The organism is Rathayibacter sp. AY1A2, assembly GCF_002930935.1.
GTDB lineage: Bacteria > Actinomycetota > Actinomycetes > Actinomycetales > Microbacteriaceae > Rathayibacter.
Genome location: NZ_PSTP01000002.1, coordinates 91,620 through 113,590 on the forward strand (window position 1 = coordinate 91,620; position 21,971 = coordinate 113,590).

A 21,971-nucleotide genomic window follows, 5' to 3' on the forward strand; every position below is an offset into this window, starting at 1 on the left:
GAACGGCCCGCCGAAGCGGGCCGTTCTGCTCTGTCTCAACCAGAGTGCGCCCGGAGGGATTCGAACCCCCAACCTTCTGATCCGTAGTCAGATGCTCTATCCGTTGAGCTACGGGCGCAGTCCATAGCGTGGGCCAGAGGCGCACGCAACGAGGTACGACTATACATGCCGGGAGCCCCCTCCGCGAATCGGCGGCGGGGGCGCAGACGGCTCCCTCTCGGGACGCCGCCGCAGCCACCAGAACCCAGGCTCCGTCGGGGTGTCCCGGAGCGCCTCGCAGAGCCTCCGACCGGCGGACGCCGCTGCTCCCCCTCACGGCGTACCGTGGGCTCATGGAGGCCGCCGCGATCGAGCTCGTGGGCTTCGTCGTCTCTCCGCTGCACCGCTACGAGGGCCGCCCCGCCGATGGTCCGGTGCCGTCCGAGGGCAACGAGCAGCCCGAGCGGATCGAGATCCGCGCAGGCCTCGGCATCGTCGGCGACCGCTTCTTCGCCCAGCGCGCGCACCGCCCCGCGGCGATCACGCTCTTCGCGGTCGAGACCCTCGAGCACATCGCCGCCGAGCTCGGCGCAGGGGCCTTCGACCCCGCCGACGCCCGCCGCAATATCATCGTCCGCGGCGCCGACGTCGATGCCCTCGCCGGCCGCACGTTCGCGATCGAGCAGGGCGGGGAGCGGATCGAGTTCCAGGGCGGACGACCGGCGAACCCCTGCGCCTGGATGGACGTCGTGCTCGCCCCCGGGGCGTTCCGGGCGATGCGGAGGCGCGGCGGCGTCCGGACCGCTCCTCTGACGAACGGCGTCCTCCACACCGGGCCGGCCCGCCTGATCCTCCACAGGTCGGACGACATGCTGATCTGAGCCCGGCGGCGAGCGCTTAGGCTCGCAGCGACCGACTCCCACGATCGAAGGAGGCCCCGTGCTCCGCCCGAGCGACCTCCTCCCCACCCTCGCCACGACCCTGCGGCGCGGAGTCCGCGACGTCTTCGCGACCACGCGCTCCCGGGGGCGGGATCCGCACCGCCGCACCCGCAGCACCGACGTCTCGGTCCAGCGCGTGCACCACCGCGACGTCTGGGCGCGGGTGAGTACGGTGGGGCGCGACGGCGAGCGCACGTTCGTCCTCGTGCCGGGGATCGGAGTCGCGGCCACCTACTTCGAGCGCCTCGCGCCCGCGCTCAACGAGTTCGGTCCGGTGCACGCTCTCGACCTGCCGGGCTTCGGCGGCGTGCCGCACCCGATCGACGCGCGGCGCATGGACATCGGCGACTACGCCGAGCTGGTCGGCGCCGTCATCGACGAGCTCGGCCTCGACGATCCCGTCGTCCTCGGCCACTCGATGGGGACGCAGGTCGTGGCCGAGCTCGCCGCCCGCCGTCCGGAGCTGACCACCATCGTCCTGCTCGGACCCGTGATGAACCGGCACGAGCGCCGCCTCCCGACCGCCGCGCTCCGCTTCGCCCAGTCGAGCGTCCGCGAGCCCCTCAAGGTCGCGATCCTCGCCGCGGGCGCCTACCTCCTCTGCGGACCGCGCTGGTTCTCCCGCGTGCTGCCCGAGATGATGCACTACCGGATCGAGGAGACCGTCCCCCGGATCCGCGCGTCCGCCCTCGTCATCCGCGGCGAGTTCGACCGGCTCGTGCCGCACGAGTGGGCGGAGGAGATCGCCCGGTCGATGCCGCACGCGCGGGCCTGGGAGATCCCCGACGCCTCCCACTCCGTGATGCACGCGCACGCGGAGGAGGTCGCCCGCCTCTGCGTCGAGCACGCGCGGGCGCCGCAGCCCGACCGGGACGAGGCCGCCCTCCGCCGCTACCCCGACTCGGAGGTCGATCACGCCGAGGAGGACGCGCCCACCGAGGACCCGATCGGCGCTCTCCGGGGACGCATCACCGAGCTGGCCGGCATCCTCATGGACGACGACTCCCTCATCGCCGAGGGCAAGACCCTCCACGCCGAGGCGAGCGATCCCGAGGCACTGCACCAGGTCGCTCCGGACCCGGGCGACGGCGAACTCGTCGAGGGCGGCGGACCGAGGAAGGACGGCGAACAGGACGGCTGACCACCGCACACCGCCACCACCCGCACGTCGCGCGGCGTGAGACGCCGAGCGCAGCAAGAGCAGCCCTCCCGCCGACGCCACTCGGCGCCCGCCCGTCAGGACTCCGCGCCGACGATCTCCTCGCGGATGCGCCGCAGATCCTCGGCGAGCGCCCCCAGCAGGATCCAGTGCTGCGGATGCGGAGTCGCGATCACGAGCGGCGCGGTGAGAGCGGGCAGCTCGTCCGTGATCGCCTCCGGCTCGGGAACGTCGACCGAGGACTGCACGAGGAGCCGCAGATCGTGGGCGGCCCGGTGCAGCTGGACGGCGATGTCGGCGATCGTCGGCTCCCCGACGAGCTCGTCGTCATAGAGGTCGTGCACGGTCCGGGTCATGCCGCGGACCCGGGTCACGATGCGCCCCAGCCGCGGGACGACGGAGTCGAGGGCCAGCAGCCGGTCCCGGTGGGCGGAGCGGCGCGGGTTGAGGCGGAGGGACTCCTCGCCGGTCGCGATCGCCTCCTCCGCCTTGCTCTGCATGGTCTGCAGCAGCCGGGCGTTGATGAGCAGCTCGTCGAGCCGACGTCGCGGGACGGGGGCCTGGAGGGCGTCGCCGAGGTCGTCGAGGGCAGCGGCGAGCTGAGCGGTGAGGTCTCCGATCGCCCGCTCGGCCGGCGCCAGCACGACCGGAGGGACGATGAGCACGTTGATGACGACTCCGACGGCCGCGCCCACTAGGGTCTCGAGGATGCGGTCGAGCGCGTAGTTCGGCGTGACCGCGCCCACCGAGAGCACGAGCATCGCGCTGATCGGGATCTGCACCGCGGAGGCGGGGGTCAGGCGCACGGCCCACCCGACGGCGATCGCGGCCACGATCGCGAGGAGCACGATGATGCTCTCGCCGCCGAGCACCGTGCCGATCACGGATCCGACGATCACGCCGATGATGACGCCGACCGAGCGCTCGAGGGCCTTGGAGAACGACTGGTTGATGCTCGGCGCGACGACGAGGAGCGCGGCGATCGCGCCGAAGACGGGCAGCGTCCCTGGGAAGACGACGCCGGCGAGGAGCCAGGTGACGACCGTGGCGGCCGCCGTCTTGACCAGCTGCAGCACCGGCGGCCGCGTCGGCACGGTGAAGCTCGAGGTCAGGCGCATGGGACCACGGTAGCGAGCGCCCGCCGCCTCGCGGTCCCCGCGCGGGTCACCGGCTCGCGGCCGCCTCGACGCTCGCGAGCACCGCGCGGAGCGAGCGCGACGCCTCCGTCCGCAGATCGGCGGGCACCCCCGAAAGCAGCGCCCGCTCGGCGTCGAGCACCTCGGGGAAGGCCCGGTCGACCAGCTCCTCCCCCTCGCGAGTCAGCGTGATGAGCGAGCCGCGCCCGTCCGCCGGGTTCGCGGCGCGCCGCACCAGGCCCCGCCGCTCCAGCGAGTGCACGCGCTTGGTGATCGCGGGAGCGGAGGCGAGGGCGATCGTCCGGAGGGTCGTCGGCGACTGCGGAGCGCCGGCGCGACGCAGCGTGGAGAGCACGTCGAACTCGCCGCGAGTCAGCCCGTAGGCGGCGAGCAGCTCCTCCGTCGCCCGCACGATCAGCGCGGAGGCGCGGATCACCCGCCCGACGACGTCGACGGCGGAGGTGTCGAGCTCGGGCCGCAGCACCGCCCAGCCCGCCCTGATCTCGTCGACCGCGTCACTCGGCTGGCCTTCAGAGTCATTCACACGTAAAGTATATCTGCTTCACCCGTGAAACACTTCTCCGGCCGCCGCCGCTCGGACCCCGATCAGAGGACCCGATGGCCGCCACCCCCGTTCTGCCCCACCCCCGCGAGCTCCTCGCCTTCGGCCCGCACGCCGGCGCCCATCGCGTCGCCCTGCGCGCCGGCGTCTCGATCGCCGTCCCGCTGCTCGTCCTCTGGGCGCTCGGCCGCACCGATCTCGCCCTCTACGCGACCTTCGGCGCCTTCACGGCCCTCTACGGTCGCCAGCACACGCACCGGCCGCGCCTGCTGATGCAGCTGTCGGCCGCCGCGTTCCTCGTCACCACCGTGACCCTCGGCACCGTCGTCTCCCTCTCTCCTCACCGCGACTGGCTGATCATCCCCGTCGTGGTCGCCGTGACCGTCGCGGCGGCCTACCTCAGCGACGCCCTGCACTGGCACCCGCCCGGCCCACTGTTCCCGGTGTTCGCCGTCACGGCGTGCGCGTCCGTCCCGTCCGAGCCCTCGCGGATCCCGCTCGCCGTCGCTCTCGCCGCGGGCTCCGCCGCCTTCTCGGTCGTCGTCGGCCTGAGCGGTCTCGCGCTCCCCCGCGCACGCCGCCTCGCCCCGACGCCGTGGCGCACCTCGTTCCGCGCGGCGGCGGCCCGTCCGGCGACGCGCGCCGCCCTGCTGCGCTTCGGGGCCGTCGTCCTGGTGGCGGGCACCGTCCCGACCGCGACCGGCCTGGGCCACCCCTACTGGGCGATGGTCTCCGCCGTCGCAGCCGTCTCGGGAGCGGACGCGGGCGCCCGGCTCGTGCGCGCGGGCCACCGGATGCTCGGCACGATCGTCGGAGTGCTGATCGCGGCCGCGCTCCTGGCCCTGCCGCTCTCCCCGCTCGCCGTGATCGTGGTGGTGGTGCTCCTCCAGATGACCGCCGAGCTCGTCGTCGGCCGCAACTACGGTCTGACCCTCGCCTTCGTCACTCCGCTCGCGATCCTCATGGTCGAGCTCGCGCACCCCGTCGACGAGCTCGTGCTGCTGCGCGACCGGGCGCTCGAGACCGCGCTGGGCGTGCTCGTCGGAGTCGTGGCGACGCTCCTGACCCACGCCGCCTCGCAGCGCTCGCGCTCCCGCTCCTAGGCTCAGGAGGATGGACCGCACGATCCCCGCTGTGCTCGCCGAGATCACGGCGGCCGTCGCCGAGGTGCGCGACGTCGCACGGTCGCAGCAGGACGGCGCGCGGGCCCGCGTCGCGGACCGGCTCGACGAGCTGTTCGCCGGAGCGACGACCCGCCGAGAGGTCCGGGCGGCGGCCGCCGACGCGCTCGGGCTCTGGGGCGGGGCGGGCTCCTTCTCGGACGTCGACTCGGCCGAGGCCGACCACGCGGTCAGGCGCCTGTACCGGGCCCTGCGCGCCGGCCGCTCCTGGCTGCTCCACGCCGGCTGACCCGCACGTCGCGACCGCCGCACGACGCCGAGAACGACGAAGGCCCCCTGCTTCCGTGGAAGCGGGGGGCCTTCTCGTTGGCGGTACCGGTGGGATTTGAACCCACGGTGGACGCAAGCCCACACATGTTTTCGAGACATGCTCCTTCGGCCGCTCGGACACGGTACCGGGGTCGAGTGTACGCGACGGCCGGAAGTCGCGCCAATCGAGACGACGGGCCGCCGTCAGGCGGGGAGGAGGAAGCCGAGCACGCGGTCCCACTCCGGAATCGCGAGCAGGTGGCCGCGGCCGGGAACGACCTCGAGGCGGGAGTCGGGCAGCCGTGCGGCGTACCACTCGGCGTGGCGGCGGCCGGCGACCGCGTCCTCGGCGCCGTAGAGGAGGAGCGCGGGCGGCTCGGCGGACTCGACGGCGAAGCCCCACTCCTGCACGCCGTAGCCGATGAGATCAGCGGCCATGCCGAGGGCGCCCTGGGCGGCGGCGCGCTCGAGCATGCGCGAGAGGCGCTCGCGGACTCCGGGGGTCTCGAGCACCGCGGTGTCGGCGTCGCCGGAGCCGAGCATCCCGAGCAGCGCGTCCGGGGCGGGGGTCGGGCCGAAGGCGCCCTCGAGGGTGCGGGTGAGCGAGCGGACGGCCTCGTCGAGCGGGAGGTCGGCCAGGCGGGCGAGCTCGGCGCGGTTCTCGTCGCCGACCCACGGCACGGCGCTGTCGGGAGCGGGCGTGCCGATCACGGCGACGCGCTCCACGAGGCCGGGGTAGTTCGCGGCGAGTGCGAGGGCCACGCGGCCTCCTGCCGACCAGCCGGCGGCGCTGACGGAGGCGATGCCGACGGTCGCGAGGTACTCGGCGATGTCGGCGGCGGCCTGCTCGGGGCTGGCTCCGACGCCCGCTCCGGCGGGGTCGAGGTCGGTCAGAAGGGAGGAGGCGCCGTAGCCCGGGCGGTCGAACGAGAGCAGGCGCACGCCGTGGCGCGCGGTCTCCTCCGGGTCGGGGTCGAAGTCCGAGGAGCCGGGAGCGGGATGCGCCAGGACGACGACCCGCTCGGCGCCCTCGGGGCCGGACCAGCTGACTCCGAGCGGGCGGCCGGACTTGAGGACGTGCACTGTAGAGGGCATGTCCCCCAGTCTCCCGCAGACGTCCGACGCCGACGGGGCGGCGCTCGGGGCGGCGTCGTCTTCCGTGGCGCGATCCCCCGCCTCCACCCCCTCCGCGACGACGCTCCTCCACAGACGGCTTCCACGTGACCTCTCCCCCGGCCTGGCGCGCCCCGCTCCCGGCGTCGGTGGTCGACGGTACTGTCGAAGACACGTTCGAACGAGCGGCGGTGTCGGGGGTCCCCCGTAGCGTCGCGCTCGTCCCCCTCCCCCGCCCCGAAAGGACCTCATGGCCTCCTCGAAGACGCGCACCGCCCCGTACCGCTGCTCGGAGTGCGGATGGACGACCGCGAAGTGGGTCGGCCGCTGCGGCGAGTGCCAGCAGTGGGGCTCCGTGATCGAGAGCACCGAGCGCACCGGCCTCGTCCGCGCGGTCGCCGCTGTGGCTCCGGCCGCCGGCCGCATCGCGCGGCCCATCACCGAGATCGAGACCACGTCGGCGGCGCACCGCCCCACCGGCGTGGGCGAGCTCGACCGCGTGCTCGGCGGCGGGATCGTCTCCGGCGCGGTCGTGCTGCTCTCGGGAGAGCCCGGCGTGGGCAAGTCGACCCTCCTGCTCGAGGTCGCGAGCCGCGCCGCGGCCGAGGGCCAGCGGGTCCTCTACGTCAGCGCGGAGGAGTCGGCCGCGCAGGTGCGCATGCGGGCCGAGCGCACCGGCGCGATGCACGACAGCCTCTTCCTCGCGGCCGAGACCGACCTCGCCACTGTGCTCGGCCAGATCGACGAGGTCCGACCGGACCTGCTCATCGTCGACTCGGTGCAGACGGTCGCGAGCGACACCGTCGACGGCCTGCCCGGCGGTCCCAGCCAGGTCCGCGAGGTCGCCGCGACCCTCATCCGCGTCTGCAAGGAGCGGGCGCTCCCCCTCGTGCTCGTCGGACACGTCACGAAGGACGGCTCCATCGCGGGGCCGCGCCTGCTCGAGCACCTGGTCGACGTGGTCTGCCACTTCGAGGGCGACCGGCAGACGGCGCTGCGCTTCGTCCGCTCGCTCAAGAACCGCTTCGGCCCGACGGACGAGGTCGGCTGCTTCGAGATGACCGCCGAGGGCATCGCCGAGATCCCCGACCCGAGCGGTCTGTTCCTCAGCCGCACCCGCTTCCCCACCCCGGGCATCTGCGTCACGGTCGCGATGGAGGGACGCCGCGCGCTCCCCGTCGAGATCCAGGCGCTCGTGATCGCGAACGACGGCGAGCACCCCCGCCGCGTCACGAACGGAGTCGACGCGTCCCGGGTCGCGATGATCCTCGCGGTCCTCGAGCGGCAGGCGGGCATCCCCCTGCGGCGCTGCGACGTCTACGTGTCGACCGTCGGCGGCGTGAAGCTCATGGAGCCGGCGGCGGACCTGGCGATCGCGGTCGCCATCGCCTCCGCCCACGCCTACACGCCGCTGCGGCCCGGGATCGCCGCGTTCGGCGAGATCAGCCTCTCGGGAGACATCCGGCCCGCCTCCGGAGCGAAGCAGCGCGCCTCTGAAGCGACACGACTCGGGCACTCCTCGCACCTCGACTCCAGCGCCTTCACCCTCTCGAGCGCGATCACCCACGCGCTCGTCCCCGTTCCCGAGCGCATCCGTCCGGAGCGGGTCCCCGCGCACTGACGGCCGCGTCCCCGGCACGCTGCACACGCACCCGTCCACCGATCGGAGCCGCGGGCGCCCCCGTCCACCGCATCGTCGATGCATCGACACCGGAGGCGAACACCGGCTCCATGGGCACTGCTCAGCAGCTCCCCGCGCCCACCGCACGCGTCCGCTCCGCCGCAGCCGCCCGTCGCAGCCTGCCCTAGACGCCGCCCGCGCCGCCGCTCGAGGAGCTCGACGAGGATCCGACGTAGCTCGACGTCGATGACGAGAACGAGGACACGCTGCCGGCGAAGGCCGCCGCGTGGAAGCCGTTCGGTCCGGAGTACCAGACCGGCTCCTCGCCGGTGCGCTCGTAGGCCGACGCGAGCTCCGCCGACCACTCCTTCTCGAGACCGAAGAGCACGGCCCACGGCAGCAGGCGCTCCGTCACTTCGACCACCTCGACCGGTCCGACCGTGCGCCGGTCCGCCCCGCGGGGCGACTGCAGCATCGCGATCCGGTCGGCCTCGGCCAGGCGGATGTACAGCTCGAGCCCGCGCAGATGGTCGCGCAACTCCGCGCCCGCGGCCGTCAGCGGCACCCTCGAGACCAGGATCGTCCCGACGACGGCCGCGACGATCGCGACCAGCATCAGCACGAGCGGGAGCGCTCCGCCGAAGGAGCCGGTCATCAGGAGGATCGCGCCCAGGAAGGCGGCCATGACACCCAGCAGCAGCGGGACGATCACGAGCACGCTGCCGCCGATCGTCCCGGCCTTCTTCAGTCCCGCCTCGGTCACCCGGTTGCCCAGCGCGGTCCGGAACTGTCCGACGGCCTTGCCGAACTCCTTGTCCTTGCCGGAGAGCTCACGCACCGTCCCCGGCACCCGGCCGAGGGCGATGTCGAGGAACTCGCGGTCGTCGGAGGCGAGGGGCCGCGGGCGTCCCGCGCGTCGCGTCGGCGTCGTCGCGGGGTCGAGCACCCGCACGGCGTACTCCTGCTTCCGCCCCTCCCCCGTCTCCTCGATGCGCACGAGTCCGCGGACGGCGGCGTCCAGGAGTCCGGCCGCAGGGGCCTTCGACGTCTTCCGCAGCAGCGCGGCGGAGAGGAACAGCCCCTCCGCGGGCGGGTCGTACTCGGCGACGACGGTCGGGCGGCCGGGAGCGTCGCGGAGCACGGTCCGGCGGCGGTGCACGGCGAGCGCGAGGCCGATCAGGACCGCGGCGAGGCCGCCCAACTGCACCCAGGACCAGCCGGAGGCGAGGTAGCGGTCGTCGCGCGGCGTGAAGGTCCCGGGAGCGAAGCCGATCGCCACGGTCACGTTCTCGCCCGGAGCCAGCGACTCCCCCGATGCCGTGACGACCGCGCCGTCGCGGCCGATCGGGCAGGGCGTCGTCGAGCCCTCCGGTCCCCGGTAGCAGCTGACGGTCCCCGTCGCGGCGGAGGCCAGCGACCCGGCGAGCTCGACGCGCACGTCGTAGCGGTCGAAGGACTGGCGCCAGCCCGTGCCGTTGACGTCCCAGTAGAACTCGTCCTCGCCGCTGCGCGTGCCGGATCCAGGGAGGGTCGTGTTGTGCTGCGTGTAGGTGAAGACGTAGGTCTGGCTGCCGCTGACGAACTCGTCCGCCGCGCTGGTGACCAGGAGGAAGCCGTCCTCGCGCTCGGTGTCGACCGGCCGCGCTGCCCCGTCGCCGTCGGTGACGGATACCAGGTCGACGTCGGTCGGGTGCCCCTCGTAGTCGAGCGGGATCGCGCGCTGCATGCCGCGGTTCTGCGACGGCGGGAACTCGGCGACGAAGGTCTCGACGGTGGTCAGCGTCGAGCGGCCCTCCTCGTCGCGGTCGAGGCGGAAGTCGGCCGAGTACTCCGAGAACCGGAAGCCGTCCACATCCGCGCGCACGACACCCGCGACGGTGTGCGCACCCGCGACGGGCTGCGGAGCCGCCACGGCCTGCGCCGCCGCTCCGCCGACCAGCAGCGGGACCGCGAGGGCCGCAGCCGCCGCTCGCCGCGCGACCACCCCCGCCCGGCCGGTCGAGGCGGACAGGATCGTGCCGAGCAGCCCCCACATGCCTGCGATGCTACGCGCCGACGCACGGCCGGCACGTCCCCCGGGCGGACTACTGGAGCAGGAACTGCGTGGGCGAGCCCGAGGGGATGCCGGCGACCGACACCGACAGGTTGTAGGCGGCGCCGCCCGCCTCGACCGCCTCGCGTCCGCCGGAGCAGGTGTCGGCGGAGGAGCGGGTGCGGTCCCACGTCAGCGCGCTGCCCATCACCGAGCGGCCCGCCTGGAGGAGCACCGGCAGATCGGCCGCGCCGGTCTGGCAGTCCGTGGAGGTCCAGATCTGCTCGGAGCCGCTCGTGATCGTGAAGACCTGCTTGCTCGTGCCCGCGTCGATCACGCAGTCGGTGCTCGAGATGTTGGCCAGCGAGAGCGAGAGCTGCGGATCCTCGCCGGGCGCGTAGCTCGTGGCGTCCGTGACCGCGGTGACGGCGACGGAGTCGGCCGTGCAGGCGGGTGCGGCGCCGGGCGTCGCACCGGGCGAGGTGGTCGGGTAGAGCGTCGGCAGCACGACGGTCGGCGTGGGGCTCGACGCGGCGTCGGAGCCGGTCATCCGCGGGAGCAGCGACAGCACCACCGCCAGGCCCGCGACGATGACGACCAGCGCGAGCAGCACTCCGGCGCGGCGTCGCCGGTAGACCCGGGAGGGCAGGCGGCGGGGCGGCGGAGTCACCGGGACAGGCTACGACGTGGCGGCGGTCAGAGCGTCTTCAGCATGCGGGTGTTGCCGAGCGTGTTCGGCTTCACCCGGGCGAGGTCGAGGAACTCGGCGACTCCCTCGTCGGGAGAGCGGAGCAGCTCGGCGTAGACCTCGGGGTCGACGACCTTCTCGCCGATCGGCTCGAAGCCGTGGCGGGCGAAGAAGTCGACCTCGAAGGTGAGGCAGAACAGGCGCTTCAGGCCGAGCTCGCGCGCGTCGTTCTCGAGGCGCTCCAGGATGTGGTGACCCACACCCCTCCCGAGCCAGTCCTGCGCGACCGCGAGGGTGCGCACCTCCGCGATGTCGTCCCACATCACATGCAGCGCACCGCAGCCGATCGCCGTCCCGTGGCCGTCCTCGGCGATGCGGAACTCCTGCACGGCGCCGTAGAGCACCACGCGGTCCTTGCCCAGGAGGATGCGCTCGTTCACGAGCGGCTCGCTGAGCTCCTGGATGAAGGGGACATCGCTCGTGCGCGCGCGGCGCACCGGGTACTTCCAATCGGCCATTCGACAAGCCTAGGCCGCACCGGGCGCGGGATCCTGCGAGCAGGCGCCCACCCCCGGACGACGACGTGCCCGCCCCCTCGCGAGAGGGGACGGGCACGGGGTCGTTCGGCAGCCTGCTACGACATCAGGTCGGGCGTCGCCGGGCCGGCCGTGGCCGCTCCGGTGGACGCGCCGGCGCTGATCGAGATCAGGCGCGGGGTCGTGGTGAAGACGAACCTGTTGTCGGCGAAGTCCACGTGGATGTGGTCTCCGGCGCCGAGCTCGCCGTGCAGGATCCGCTCGGACAGCTGGTCCTCGATCTCGCGCTGGATCGCGCGGCGCAGGGGGCGCGCACCGAGGGCCGGGTCGAACCCGACCTCGATCAGGCGCTCCTTGGCCGGCTGCGTCAGCTCCACCGTCATGTCACGGTCGAGCAGACGGTCGCCCAGGCGCTTGATGAAGAGGTCGACGATCTGGAGCAGCTCGGGCTTCGACAGCTGCGGGAAGACGATGACGTCGTCCACGCGGTTGAGGAACTCGGGCTTGAAGTGCTTCTTGAGCTCCTCGTTGACCTTGCCGCGCATGCGGTCGTAGCCGGTGGCGTTGTCGCCCTCGATCTGGAACCCGACGGGACCACCGGCGATGTCACGAGCACCGAGGTTGGTGGTCATGATGATGACGGTGTTCTTGAAGTCGACGACACGGCCCTGGCCGTCGGTCAGTCGACCCTCCTCCAGGATCTGGAGGAGCGAGTTGAAGATGTCCGGGTGCGCCTTCTCGATCTCGTCGAAGAGGACCACGCTGAACGGCTTGCGGCGCACCTTCTCGGTGAGCTGGCCGCCCTCCTCGAAGCCGACGAACCCGGGAGGGGCGCCGAACAGCCGCGAGACGGTGTGCTTCTCGCCGTACTCCGACATGTCGAGCGAGATCATCGCATTCTCGTCGTCGAAGAGGAACTCGGCGAGCGCCTTGGCCAGCTCGGTCTTCCCGACGCCCGTGGGGCCGGCGAAGATGAACGAGCCCGAGGGGCGCTTGGGGTCCTTGAGGCCCGCGCGGGTGCGGCGAATCGTCCGCGAGAGTGCCGCGATGGCCTCCTCCTGGCCGATGACGCGCTGGTGCAGGGCCTTCTCCATGAAGACGAGCCGCGAGGACTCCTCCTCCGTGAGCTTGAAGACCGGGATGCCCGTCGCCTGGGCGAGGACCTCGGCGATCAGGCCCTCGTCGACCACGCCGGTGGCCTTGACGTCGCCCGACTTCCACTGCTTCTCGAGGCGCAGACGCTCACCGAGCAGCTGCTTCTCCTCGTCGCGGAGCGACGCGGCCTTCTCGAAGTCCTGGTCCTCGATCGCGGCCTCCTTGGCGGAGCGGACCACGGCGATGCGGTCGTCGAAGTCGCGCAGCTCCGGCGGCGCCGAGAGGATCGAGAGGCGCAGGCGTGCGCCTGCCTCGTCGATCAGGTCGATCGCCTTGTCGGGGAGGAAGCGGTCGCTGATGTAGCGGTCGGCCAGGTTGGCCGCCGAGACGATCGCGCCGTCGGTGATGGACACCTTGTGGTGCGCCTCGTAGCGGTCGCGCAGGCCCTTGAGGATGTTGATCGTGTGGGGCAGCGACGGCTCCGCGACCTGGATCGGCTGGAAGCGGCGCTCGAGAGCGGCGTCCTTCTCGAAGTGCTTGCGGTACTCGTCGAGCGTGGTCGCGCCGATGGTCTGCAGCTCGCCGCGGGCGAGCAGCGGCTTGAGGATCGAGGCGGCGTCGATCGCGCCCTCAGCGGCCCCTGCGCCGACGAGGGTGTGGATCTCGTCGATGAAGGTGATGATGTCGCCGCGGGTGCGGATCTCCTTCGTGACCTTCTTGAGGCGCTCCTCGAAGTCACCGCGGTAGCGGGATCCGGCGATGAGCGACCCGAGGTCGAGCGTGTAGAGCTGCTTGTCCTTCAGCGTCTCGGGCACGTCGCCGCGCACGATCGCCTGGGCGAGGCCCTCGACGACGGCGGTCTTGCCGACGCCGGGCTCGCCGATCAGGACGGGGTTGTTCTTGGAGCGGCGGGAGAGGATCTGCATGACCCGCTCGATCTCCTTCTCGCGCCCGATGACCGGGTCGAGCTTGTTGTCGCGTGCCGCCTGGGTGAGGTTGCGGCCGAACTGGTCGAGGATCTGCGATCCCCCCTGAGGCTGCTGCTGCTCACCGCCCACGGCGACCTGCTCCTTGCCCTGGTAGCCGGAGAGCAGCTGGATGACCTGCTGGCGCACGCGGTTCAGGTCGGCACCGAGCTTGACCAGCACCTGAGCGGCGACGCCCTCGCCCTCGCGGATGAGTCCGAGCAGGATGTGCTCGGTCCCGATGTAGTTGTGGCCGAGCTGCAGCGCTTCGCGCAGGGACAGCTCGAGGACCTTCTTCGCCCGAGGCGTGAAGGGGATGTGGCCGGTCGGCTGCTGCTGCCCCTGGCCGATGATGTCCTGCACCTGCTCGCGCACAGCGTCGAGCGAGATCCCGAGGGACTCGAGCGCCTTGGCGGCCACTCCCTCGCCCTCGTGGATCAGGCCGAGCAGGATGTGCTCCGTGCCGATGTAGTTGTGATTGAGCATCTTGGCCTCTTCCTGGGCCAGGACGACGACGCGCCGCGCGCGATCGGTGAATCTCTCGAACATGCTGTCACTCCCTACAGAACCCGCAGGGGTGGGCTCCGATACGTCGACTGTAACCAGCGCTCCCCCCGGTGAGCAGGCCTGTTCGCCCTGGGCGTGCACGCGATCCGGGAGGGGTGCGGGCGGCGGTCCCGTCCACCGGTCCATGCGAAGGCATACACTTCCCGCATGAGCAACCTGGAGGAGCATCCCGACGAGCTCCCCGTCGCCGCGGAGCCGGTCCCTCGCGAGCCCGGCGCGGTCGAGATCCTGGAGGCGCGGCTCGTCCCGCTCGGCGGTCCGCGTGCGATCGAGGTGCGCCGCACCCTCCCGCAGCGATCGCGCTCGACGATCGGCGCGTGGTGCTTCGCCGACCACTACGGCCCGGTGCGGCTCGGCGAGGAGGCCGGGATGGACGTCCCGCCGCACCCGCACACGGGCCTGCAGACCGTGAGCTGGCTCTTCGAGGGCGAGATCGAGCACCGCGACAGCGTCGGCAGCCTCGCCGTGGTGCGCCCGGGCGAGCTCAACCTGATGACGGCCGGACGCGGCATCTCGCACTCGGAGGTCTCGACCGGGGGCGCGCCCGTCCTGCACGGGGTGCAGCTCTGGGTCGCGCTGCCCGAGGAGGCACGGCTCGTCGATCCGTTCTTCGAGCACCACCGCGGCGTTCCCGTGGAGCTGCCCGGCGCGCTGGTGCGCGTCTTCGTCGGAGGGATGCTGGGCGCGTCGGTGCCCGCGAGCACCTTCACTCCGCTGGTCGCCGCGCAGATCGACCTCGAACCGGGTGCCCGGGTCGAGCTGCCGGTCGAGGAGTCGTGGGAGTACGGCGTGCTCGTCGACGCCGGCCCGGTGGCGGTCGAGGGTGCGGACGTCCCGCGCTCGGACCTCGCCTACCTCGCGCCCGGCCGCTCGCACCTGGTGCTGACCGCCGGGGACGCGGGCGCGCGCGTGGTGCTGCTCGGCGGCGAGCCGTTCGCCGAGGAGCTGGTGATGTGGTGGAACTTCGTCGGCCGCAGCCACGACGACGTGGCGGCCGCCCGCGAGCGCTGGCAGTCCGACGTGATCGCCGGGGCGGATCCCGCGGGACCGTTCGGCACCGTCGACGGGTACGGCGGACGCGCGCTCCCCGCGCCCGTGCTGCCGACCGTGCGCCTCAAGCCGCGCCGCCGGGCCTGAGCCGAGACCGTCAGGCCGAGGCGCTCCGAGGCGGGGCCCACGACTCGGGAGCGCGGGAGTCGCGATGATCCCGCTCGACCACCGCGACTCCCGCGCTCTCACCGGCGCGTCAGGACGCGTCCGACTCCTTCTTCGCGGCGGCCTTCGCTGCTGCCTCGCGGTCGGTGGCCTCGGCCGTCTCGCGGAAGGCGCGGCGAGGATCCTGCAGCGCGCTCATCGGCGAGAGGTCGCGCGGAGTGACGGCGTCGACGAGCCAGCCCGTGATGATCCGCCACTTGCGGTCCAGGGTCGGCATCGCCGCTCCGTGGTAGGCGCGGTGCGCGAGCCAGGCGGGGAGGCCGCGCAGCTTCACGCCCTTGATCAGGCCCGCGCCCTTGCCGATGCCGTACTCGGCGACGGTCCCGACTGAGGCGTGCCGGTACTCCTCCACGGTGCCTCCGGTGAGATCGGCGATGATGTTGCGCGCCAGGAGCTTGGCCTGCCGGACCGCGTTCTGCGCGTTCGGCGGGTAGTACGCGGGCTGCTTCTCGCTGGTGAGGTCCGGCACCTGCGCGCCGTCGCCGGCCGCCCAGGCGCCGCCCACCGGCTCGCCGTCCTCGCGGATGACCCGCAGGCGCGCATCCGCCATGACGTGGCCCTTCGGCCCGCGGGGCGCGTCGGTCGCGTCGAGGATCGGGTTCGGCTTCACGCCGGCGGTCCACACGATCGTGGCCGTCGGGATGCGCTCGCCCGAGGAGAGCTCCACGACGCCGTCCTCGCAGGAGGGCATCGTCGTCTTCAGGTGCACGTGCACGCCGCGCGAGCGGAGGTGGTCGAGCGTCCACTTCGAGAGCTCGGGACCGACCTCGGGGGCGACCCGGTCCAGTGCCTCGACGAGGTGCCAGGTGACGTCGCCCATCGAGAGGGAGGGCTGCGCGGCGAGGGTCTTGCGGCTGAGGTCGAGCAGCTCGCTCAGCGCCTCGACGCCGGTGTAGCCGCCGCCGACGAAGACGAAGGTGAGCAGGCGCCGGCGCTCGGCGGGATCGGTGGTGAGCGCCGCCTTCGCGATGTTCTCGATGACGCGGTCGCGCAGGTGCGCCGCCTCCTCCACCGTCTTGAAGCCGATGCCGTGCTCGGCGAGGCCCGGCGTGGGGAACGTTCGGGTGACGGCTCCGAGCGCGAAGACGACCTGGTCGAACTCGATCGTGCGGGTGGAGCCGTCCATCGCGGCGACGGTGGCGCTGCGCTCGGCGAGGCTCACGCCGGTGATCGCGCCGCGGATCACGCGGGTGCGCTTGAGCGCGGAGACCAGCGGCACCGTGACGTGGCGCGGCTGGACGTGCCCGCCGGCGACCTCGGGCAGCAGCGGCTGGTAGGTCATGTAGGGGTTCGGCTCGACGACGGTGACGTCGATCGGCGCCTCCCCCCGCCTCTTCTCGAGGCCCCAGGCCGTGTACAGGCCGACGTAGCCGCCGCCGAGGATGAGGATGCGCGTCGTACGGGATGCCGTCATGTCCGTTCCCTTCTCGAACCCGGCGCCGGGCAGGCGGAACCGGATGGTGCTGAGGACGCTCCGACGCTACGCGGGGCGCGGCGGCCCGCACAGGGCCTTGCGCGACGAGCCGGGGCCGCGCATCCTCCGCCTGCGGGCGGACGGGAGCCGCGCTACTGCAGCGCCGAGGTGAGCCGCGCCAGGTTGTCGAGCAGGGTCGAGCGGAGCGGCTGCTGCCGCCACTCGCGGAGGGTCAGCTCACGGGAGTGCTCGCGGTAGTCCTGCTGCACCTGGCGCAGATCCTCGACGAACTCCGAGCCGCGCACCATCAGCGAGACCTCGAGGTTGAGCGTGAAGGAGCGCATGTCCATGTTGCTCGAGCCGATCACGGCGACGTCGTCGTCGATCGTGAAGTGCTTCGCGTGCAGGATGGTCGGCTTGCGGTACATCCAGATGCGCACGCCCGCGGTCAGCAGCGTCTCGTAGTACGAGCGCTGGGCGTGGTAGACCACGGCCTGGTCGCCGATCTCGGAGACGAAGAGCTCCACGTGCACGCCCCGCCGGGTCGCCGTCGTGATCGCGTAGAGCATCGCCTCGTCGGGCACGAAGTACGGGCTGGTGATGATGATCGACTTCTGCGCCGAGTAGAGCAGCGTCAGGAACAGGCGCAGGTTGTTCTCGCCCTCGAACCCCGGGCCGCTCGGCACCACCTGGCAGTCGATGGTGTCGCGCTGCTGCAGCGCCTCCATCGGCTCCGACTCCCGCAGGAGCAGCTCGTCGGTCTCGCTGTACCAGTCGGTGATGAAGATGGCGTTGATGCCCTGCACCACCGGCCCCTCGAGGCGCACCATCAGGTCGTGCCAGTGCAGGCCGCGGCGGATGTTGCCGCGCTTGTTGTAGCTGGAGTCGACGACGTTCTGCGAGCCCATGAAGGCCGCGTTGCCGTCGACGATCAGCAGCTTGCGGTGGTTGCGCAGGTCCGGCCGCTGGTACTGCCCGCGCCACGGCCGCACGGGGAGCATGTACGACCACGAGGCGCCCGCCCGCTCGAGGGCGCGCAGCCGGCGATGGGTGCCGCTGTAGTAGCCGGGCACGCGGATCGACGCGATGTGGTCGAGGAGGATCCGCACCCGCACCCCGCGCGCCACCGCGCGGTCGAGCGCGTCGAAGAAGGGCGCGGTGGTCGAGTCGGCGGCGAGGATGTAGAACTCGCAGTGCACGTACCGGCGGGCGCGGTCGATCTCGGCGGCCATCGCGCGGATGGTCTGCTCGTAGTCGCCCTGGAGGCGCGCGTCGTTCCCGCCGACCAGCGGCATCGCGCCGAGGTTGCGGTTGAGGGTGACCACCGACTCCAGCCACTGCGGCCACGGGTGCTCCCGGGCGACGCGGTCGATGCCGTCGGTCGACTCCAGGATGAACCGGTTGATCTCCTGCTGCTTCCGGCGGCGCTTGCGCGGCAGCCGGTAGCTCCCGATGAAGAGGAACAGCAGGATGCCGACGTACGGGATCAGGAAGATCGCCATCAGCCAGGCGAGGCCGGTGGTCGGACGGCGGTTCCGCGGCACGACGATGACGGCGATCACGCGGACCACGAGCTCGACGACGACGGCCGCGATCGGGAGGATCACCGCCCAGTCGGGTGCGGGCACCGCGCCTCCTCGTTCGTCGTGCGGAGCCGCTCAGCGGGCGTGGAAGGCACCCGCGCGGCGGCGGTGGTCAGGAGGCGTCGCGGGGAGGCAGGCCGCGGCGCTCGCGCTCGCGGGCCTCGATGCGGTCGTACGCGCGGCGCTCGTTGCGGTCCGAGCGGATGAGGGCGCGCATCACGAACCAGAAGATGGCTCCGACCGTGATCGTCGGCACGAGGGCCCACAGCCCCTGGTTCCACAGCTCCCAGTCCATGCGGCGATCCTACCCGCGGCACCGGCGCGGGAGCCGTGAGCCCGGAGGCCCGTGCGCCCAGCGGCCTTCGCGGGCGCTGGGCGCTACTGGCTCTCGACCGACTTGTTCAGCGCCGCGGCATCGGAGTTGAGGCCCTCCAGCTCCGAGCGCAGGCCGTCGTACACGGCGATGTCCGCGTCGATGGCGGCCCGGGTGGCGTCGACGGCCTGGCTGCGGGCGAGCAGATCGGCGCGCTCCGCCTCGAACTCGGCCGTCGATCCGAAGTCGCCGCTGTCGGCGCGCGAGTTGAAGTCGTCGATCTCGACGTTGAGCGCGTCGTACTCGGCGTTGTTCGCGTCGACCCGCGCCGTGAGGTCGGCGTACATCGTCTCGATCCGGGAGACCAGGTCCTCGATGCGGTTCTCGAGATCGGTGAAGACCGCCTCGTAGCGGGCGTTCAGGCCCACGACGACGGAGCGGTCGTCGAAGAACTCGGCGTAGTGCGCCTCGAGCGCCGGCGGCAGGTCGGCCACCTCGGTCCCCAGGATCGAGTGCAGCTCGTTGACGCGCTCGCCGAGGCCGCCGGTGCGGTACAGCTCGAGGCGCTCGGCGATCGTGCCGTCCTGCGGGAGGGTCTCGTACGCGGCCTCGAGCTCGTCGCCCAGCTCGGCCTGCTCCTCCGCGTCGAGCCGCACCCACGCGGCGTGCAGCATCTCGTGGGCCGCCGTGACGTCGCGGATCCCGTCGAGGTCGGGGTTCGCGACGTCCGAGATGTAGATGCTGGTGCCGGTGTAGCAGCCGAGGACGATGTCGTCGGAGGCGCCGTAGCCGCAGAGGTCGTTGAAGCCGGCGGTCGGCTCGACCGACGGGCTCGACGCGTAGTAGAGGGCGCGGCCGCGGTCGGACATGGCGGTCCGCTCCGCGAAGCCGGCGATCGTGGGGTCGGGCGTGAACGCCTCGGCCGCTCGCCGGTCGGCCAGCGCGGTACCGACGTCGCCGGAGGAGGTGAGGACGCTCGCGGCGACCGCGGTCCCCACTCCGAACTGCGCGATCGTGAGGACGCCCGCCGCGACGGCCGCGACGATGCTCGATGCCCTGACCATGTCTCCCCCTCGGCTCCTGCGACCCTACTTGACGAGCGGGAACAGGATCGTCTCGCGGATCCCGAGGCCGGTGATCGCCATCAGGAGGCGGTCGATGCCCATGCCCATGCCGCCGGTGGGGGGCATGCCGTGCTCGAGGGCGCGGAGGAAGTCCTCGTCCAGGCGCATCGCCTCGTCGTCGCCCGCGGCGGCCTGGCGGGCCTGCTCGACGAAGCGCTCGCGCTGCACGACCGGGTCGATCAGCTCGGAGTAGCCGGTGGCCAGCTCGAAGCCGCGGACGTAGAGGTCCCACTTCTCGACGACGCCCGGGATGCTGCGGTGCGCGCGCACGAGCGGCGAGGTGTCGACGGGGAAGTCCATCACGAAGGTCGGACGCGTCAGGCCGCCCTTCACGAAGTGCTCCCACAGCTCCTCGACGTACTTGCCGTGCGTGGGGACGTGCACCTCGACGCCCTCGCGCGCGGCGAGGGTCTCGAGCTCGGCGAGCTCCGTCTCCGGCGTGATCGCGATTCCGGCCGCGAGCGACAGGCTCTCGTACATCGAGATGCGGTCCCACCGGCCGCCGAGGTCGAACTCGGTGCCGTCGGCCCAGGTGACCACGTGCGAGCCCGCGACGGCCTGGGCCGCGTTCTGGATCAGCTCCTGGGTCAGGTCGGCGATCGAGTTGTAGTCGCCGTACGCCTGGTAGGCCTCGAGCATCGCGAACTCGGGCGAGTGGGTGGAGTCGGCGCCCTCGTTGCGGAAGTTGCGGTTGATCTCGAAGACCCGGTCGATGCCGCCGACGACGGCGCGCTTGAGGTAGAGCTCGGGCGCGATGCGCAGGTACAGCTCGGTGTCGAACGCGTTCGAGTGCGTGGCGAAGGGTCGGGCGGAGGCGCCGCCGTGCATCACCTGCAGCATCGGGGTCTCGACCTCGAGGAACTCGTGCGAGGCGAAGGTGTCGCGGAGGGAGGCGTTCACCCGGGCGCGGGTGACGACCGTCTCGCGGGCCTGGGGGCGCACGATCAGGTCGAGGTAGCGCTGGCGCATCCGGGTCTCGTCGCCGAGCTCGTTGTGCAGGTTCGGCAGCGGCAGGATCGCCTTCGCGGCGATCGTCCACTGCGACACCCACACGCTCAGCTCGCCGCGCTTGCTCGAGACGACCTCGCCCTCGACGAAGAGGTGGTCGCCCAGGTCGACGAGCTCCTTCCACGCCGCGAGCGACTCCTCGCCCACGTCGCCGAGCGAGACCATGGCCTGGATCCGCTCGCCGTCGCCGGCCTGCAGGGTCGCGAAGCAGAGCTTGCCCGTGTTGCGCTGGAACACCACGCGGCCCGCGAGGCCGACGCGCTCGCCGGTCTTCACGTCCGGCTCGATGCCCTCGTGGCGCGCCCGGACGGCCGCGATGGTGTCGGTGACTCCGACCGCGACGGGGTAGGCGCCGGCGCCGAGGTCGTCGCCCGCGAGCTCGAGCAGGCGCTCGCGCTTGGCGAGGCGGACGGCCTTCTGCTCGGAGGCCTCCTGCTGCGCGGCCCGCTCGGCGGCGGCCTGCTCGGCGGCGGGGGTCGTGGACTCGGGGACGTCGGGGGTGTCGGCCATGAGGGGTCGCGGTGCTTTCGGTTCGGGGCGGACGGCCGCGATCAGGCGAGCAGGATCGGGGCGTTGTCGAGGAGGCGGGTGGTGCCGACGATCGCGGCGACGAGCACGAGTGCCGGGCCGCGGTGGTCGGCGTCGACCGGGAGGAGCGTCGCGGGATCCACGACGACGAGGTAGTCCAGCTTAACGAGCGGCTCGGCGTGCGCGACGGCCTCGGCGGCCTCGATCGCCGCGGCGGCACCGCGGTCCGCGGCTTCCGTGGCGGCCGCGAGGAGGCGCGGGAGCACGAGGCCCGCGCGGCGCTGCTCCTCGTCGAGGTAGCGGTTGCGGCTGGAGCGGGCGAGCCCGTCCTCCTCCCGCACGATGCCGACGCCCTCGATCGCGACGGGCAGGTCGAGGTCGCGGACCATGCGGCGCACGAGGAACAGCTGCTGCGCGTCCTTCTGCCCGAAGACCGCGACGTCCGGCTGGGCGATGCTCAGGAGCTTGGCGACGACGGTGAGCATCCCGTCGAAGTGCCCCGGCCGCGCGCGCCCCTCGTAGAAGCCGCCGACCTCGCCCGCGACGACCCTCGTGGAGGACGGCCCGTCGGGGTACATCTCGGCGACTCCCGGAGCGAAGAGGAGGTCGGCCCCGGCCGCGTCGAGCAGGGCGGTGTCGCCCTCGAGGTCGCGCGGGTAGCGGTCCAGGTCCTCGGTCGGACCGAACTGCAGCGGATTCACGAACACCGACACGACGACGACGTCGGCCAGCTCGCGCGCCCGCTCGACGAGGGCGAGGTGCCCGGCGTGCAGGGCGCCCATCGTCGGCACGAGCGCGATGCGCCGACCGGCCCGCCGCGCCTCCTGCAGCCGCTCGCGGAGGTCGCCGATGCGGTGGACGGTGCTGATCACCCGACGATGCTACCGGCGGTCCCACGGCCGCCCGGGCCCTCGGCACCGAGACGCCGTGCTCCTCCGCGAGGCACCGCCTCCCGAGCGGCG

The 21,971-nt window shown here is 72.6% G+C and carries 19 protein-coding genes and 2 tRNA genes; 6 read left to right on the top strand and 15 right to left on the bottom strand.

Translation table 11 applies throughout. From position 1 onward, the window contains the following. Positions 1-45 precede the first annotated feature (45 nt). Positions 46-118: transfer RNA gene (locus tag C5B93_RS02925), tRNA-Arg, on the bottom strand. A 214-nt stretch (positions 119-332) separates the two neighbouring features. On the opposite strand from C5B93_RS02925, the gene C5B93_RS02930 reads away from it, so the two are divergent. Together C5B93_RS02930 and C5B93_RS02935 are read left to right on the top strand one after the other, a co-directional pair. Further along, entirely contained in the window at positions 333-860 is a 528-nt protein-coding gene (locus C5B93_RS02930) for an MOSC domain-containing protein (protein ID WP_104291733.1), read from the top strand. Positions 861-918: 58 nt separating this feature from the next. After that, a complete protein-coding gene (locus C5B93_RS02935) occupies positions 919-2,061 on the top strand; it encodes an alpha/beta fold hydrolase (protein WP_181068304.1) in 1,143 nt (380 codons plus the stop codon). A 95-nt stretch (positions 2,062-2,156) separates the two neighbouring features. Here the strand turns inward: C5B93_RS02935 and C5B93_RS02940 are convergent, their stop codons facing one another. Together C5B93_RS02940 and C5B93_RS02945 are read right to left on the bottom strand one after the other, a co-directional pair. Continuing rightward, positions 2,157-3,197 carry an aromatic acid exporter family protein gene (locus tag C5B93_RS02940; protein ID WP_104291735.1) on the bottom strand — a complete coding sequence of 347 codons (1,041 nt, stop codon included), beginning with the start codon at positions 3,195-3,197 and terminating at the stop codon, positions 2,157-2,159. Positions 3,198-3,243: 46 nt separating this feature from the next. Beyond that, the gene (locus C5B93_RS02945) at positions 3,244-3,759 is read right to left on the bottom strand and encodes a MarR family winged helix-turn-helix transcriptional regulator (RefSeq protein WP_104291736.1); all 516 of its coding nucleotides are present in this window, start codon (positions 3,757-3,759) and stop codon (positions 3,244-3,246) included. 74 nt (positions 3,760-3,833) lie between these two features. Between C5B93_RS02945 and C5B93_RS02950 the strand changes: the two genes are divergently transcribed. Further along, entirely contained in the window at positions 3,834-4,880 is a 1,047-nt protein-coding gene (locus C5B93_RS02950) for an FUSC family protein (protein WP_104291737.1), read from the top strand. A gap of 10 nt (positions 4,881-4,890) precedes the next feature. Continuing rightward, a complete protein-coding gene (locus C5B93_RS02955) occupies positions 4,891-5,187 on the top strand; it encodes a hypothetical protein (RefSeq protein ID WP_104291738.1) in 297 nt (98 codons plus the stop codon). Positions 5,188-5,265: 78 nt separating this feature from the next. Here the strand turns inward: C5B93_RS02955 and C5B93_RS02960 are convergent. Both C5B93_RS02960 and C5B93_RS02965 read right to left on the bottom strand, forming a co-directional pair. Next, positions 5,266-5,355 (bottom strand) — tRNA-Ser (locus tag C5B93_RS02960). Between the two features lie 56 nt (positions 5,356-5,411). Next, positions 5,412-6,302, bottom strand: coding sequence for an alpha/beta fold hydrolase (locus C5B93_RS02965; RefSeq protein ID WP_181068305.1), 891 nt, complete (start codon positions 6,300-6,302; stop codon positions 5,412-5,414). A 268-nt stretch (positions 6,303-6,570) separates the two neighbouring features. On the opposite strand from C5B93_RS02965, the gene radA reads away from it, so the two are divergent. Further along, on the top strand, positions 6,571-7,941 hold the full coding sequence (gene radA, locus C5B93_RS02970; RefSeq protein WP_104239282.1) for a DNA repair protein RadA: 1,371 nt from the start codon (positions 6,571-6,573) through the stop codon (positions 7,939-7,941). Positions 7,942-8,125: 184 nt separating this feature from the next. Here the strand turns inward: radA and C5B93_RS02975 are convergent, their stop codons facing one another. The 4 genes from C5B93_RS02975 to C5B93_RS02990 all read right to left on the bottom strand — a co-directional run bounded on the left by C5B93_RS02975 (position 8,126) and on the right by C5B93_RS02990 (position 13,806). Beyond that, a complete protein-coding gene (locus C5B93_RS02975) occupies positions 8,126-9,976 on the bottom strand; it encodes a DUF2207 domain-containing protein (protein ID WP_104291740.1) in 1,851 nt (616 codons plus the stop codon). Positions 9,977-10,025: 49 nt separating this feature from the next. Continuing rightward, positions 10,026-10,643 carry a hypothetical protein gene (locus tag C5B93_RS02980; protein ID WP_104226002.1) on the bottom strand — a complete coding sequence of 206 codons (618 nt, stop codon included), beginning with the start codon at positions 10,641-10,643 and terminating at the stop codon, positions 10,026-10,028. A 26-nt stretch (positions 10,644-10,669) separates the two neighbouring features. After that, positions 10,670-11,179 carry an amino-acid N-acetyltransferase gene (locus tag C5B93_RS02985; RefSeq protein WP_104224089.1) on the bottom strand — a complete coding sequence of 170 codons (510 nt, stop codon included), beginning with the start codon at positions 11,177-11,179 and terminating at the stop codon, positions 10,670-10,672. Between the two features lie 116 nt (positions 11,180-11,295). Further along, a complete protein-coding gene (locus tag C5B93_RS02990) occupies positions 11,296-13,806 on the bottom strand; it encodes an ATP-dependent Clp protease ATP-binding subunit (RefSeq protein WP_104234294.1) in 2,511 nt (836 codons plus the stop codon). 165 nt (positions 13,807-13,971) lie between these two features. On the opposite strand from C5B93_RS02990, the gene C5B93_RS02995 reads away from it, so the two are divergent. Continuing rightward, a complete protein-coding gene (locus tag C5B93_RS02995; protein ID WP_104291741.1) occupies positions 13,972-14,961 on the top strand; it encodes a pirin family protein in 990 nt (329 codons plus the stop codon). A gap of 109 nt (positions 14,962-15,070) precedes the next feature. Here C5B93_RS02995 and C5B93_RS03000 read toward each other — a convergent pair whose 3' ends face one another. From C5B93_RS03000 to panC, 6 genes are all read right to left on the bottom strand, one after another. Next, a complete protein-coding gene (locus tag C5B93_RS03000) occupies positions 15,071-16,453 on the bottom strand; it encodes an NAD(P)/FAD-dependent oxidoreductase (RefSeq protein WP_104272976.1) in 1,383 nt (460 codons plus the stop codon). A 152-nt stretch (positions 16,454-16,605) separates the two neighbouring features. Continuing rightward, the gene (gene cls / locus C5B93_RS03005) at positions 16,606-18,081 is read right to left on the bottom strand and encodes a cardiolipin synthase (protein WP_104224093.1); all 1,476 of its coding nucleotides are present in this window, start codon (positions 18,079-18,081) and stop codon (positions 16,606-16,608) included. A gap of 67 nt (positions 18,082-18,148) precedes the next feature. Continuing rightward, positions 18,149-18,331: a hypothetical protein gene (locus tag C5B93_RS03010; protein WP_104224094.1), complete on the bottom strand. Its 183-nt coding sequence runs from the start codon at positions 18,329-18,331 to the stop codon at positions 18,149-18,151. Between the two features lie 83 nt (positions 18,332-18,414). Beyond that, positions 18,415-19,413: a hypothetical protein gene (locus C5B93_RS03015; protein ID WP_104291742.1), complete on the bottom strand. Its 999-nt coding sequence runs from the start codon at positions 19,411-19,413 to the stop codon at positions 18,415-18,417. A 24-nt stretch (positions 19,414-19,437) separates the two neighbouring features. After that, positions 19,438-20,991, bottom strand: a complete 1,554-nt coding sequence (gene lysS / locus C5B93_RS03020) for a lysine--tRNA ligase (protein ID WP_104291743.1) — start codon at positions 20,989-20,991, stop codon at positions 19,438-19,440. A 41-nt stretch (positions 20,992-21,032) separates the two neighbouring features. Then, positions 21,033-21,881, bottom strand: coding sequence for a pantoate--beta-alanine ligase (gene panC, locus C5B93_RS03025; protein WP_104291744.1), 849 nt, complete (start codon positions 21,879-21,881; stop codon positions 21,033-21,035). Positions 21,882-21,971: the final 90 nt, after the last annotated feature.

Bases quoted from the DNA above. Each gene is read 5' to 3' on its own strand.
- C5B93_RS02930 (WP_104291733.1), top strand. From the start codon at position 333: ATGGAGGCCGCCGCGATCGAGCTCGTGGGCTTCGTCGTCTCTCCGCTG.
- C5B93_RS02940 (WP_104291735.1), bottom strand. From the start codon at position 3,197: ATGCGCCTGACCTCGAGCTTCACCGTGCCGACGCGGCCGCCGGTGCTG.
- C5B93_RS02950 (WP_104291737.1), top strand. From the start codon at position 3,834: ATGGCCGCCACCCCCGTTCTGCCCCACCCCCGCGAGCTCCTCGCCTTC.
- C5B93_RS02955 (WP_104291738.1), top strand. From the start codon at position 4,891: ATGGACCGCACGATCCCCGCTGTGCTCGCCGAGATCACGGCGGCCGTC.
- C5B93_RS02965 (WP_181068305.1), bottom strand. From the start codon at position 6,302: ATGCCCTCTACAGTGCACGTCCTCAAGTCCGGCCGCCCGCTCGGAGTC.
- radA (WP_104239282.1), top strand. From the start codon at position 6,571: ATGGCCTCCTCGAAGACGCGCACCGCCCCGTACCGCTGCTCGGAGTGC.
- C5B93_RS02975 (WP_104291740.1), bottom strand. From the start codon at position 9,976: ATGTGGGGGCTGCTCGGCACGATCCTGTCCGCCTCGACCGGCCGGGCG.
- C5B93_RS02985 (WP_104224089.1), bottom strand. From the start codon at position 11,179: ATGGCCGATTGGAAGTACCCGGTGCGCCGCGCGCGCACGAGCGATGTC.
- C5B93_RS02990 (WP_104234294.1), bottom strand. From the start codon at position 13,806: ATGTTCGAGAGATTCACCGATCGCGCGCGGCGCGTCGTCGTCCTGGCC.
- C5B93_RS02995 (WP_104291741.1), top strand. From the start codon at position 13,972: ATGAGCAACCTGGAGGAGCATCCCGACGAGCTCCCCGTCGCCGCGGAG.
- C5B93_RS03000 (WP_104272976.1), bottom strand. From the start codon at position 16,453: ATGACGGCATCCCGTACGACGCGCATCCTCATCCTCGGCGGCGGCTAC.
- C5B93_RS03010 (WP_104224094.1), bottom strand. From the start codon at position 18,331: ATGGACTGGGAGCTGTGGAACCAGGGGCTGTGGGCCCTCGTGCCGACG.
- C5B93_RS03015 (WP_104291742.1), bottom strand. From the start codon at position 19,413: ATGGTCAGGGCATCGAGCATCGTCGCGGCCGTCGCGGCGGGCGTCCTC.
- lysS (WP_104291743.1), bottom strand. From the start codon at position 20,991: ATGGCCGACACCCCCGACGTCCCCGAGTCCACGACCCCCGCCGCCGAG.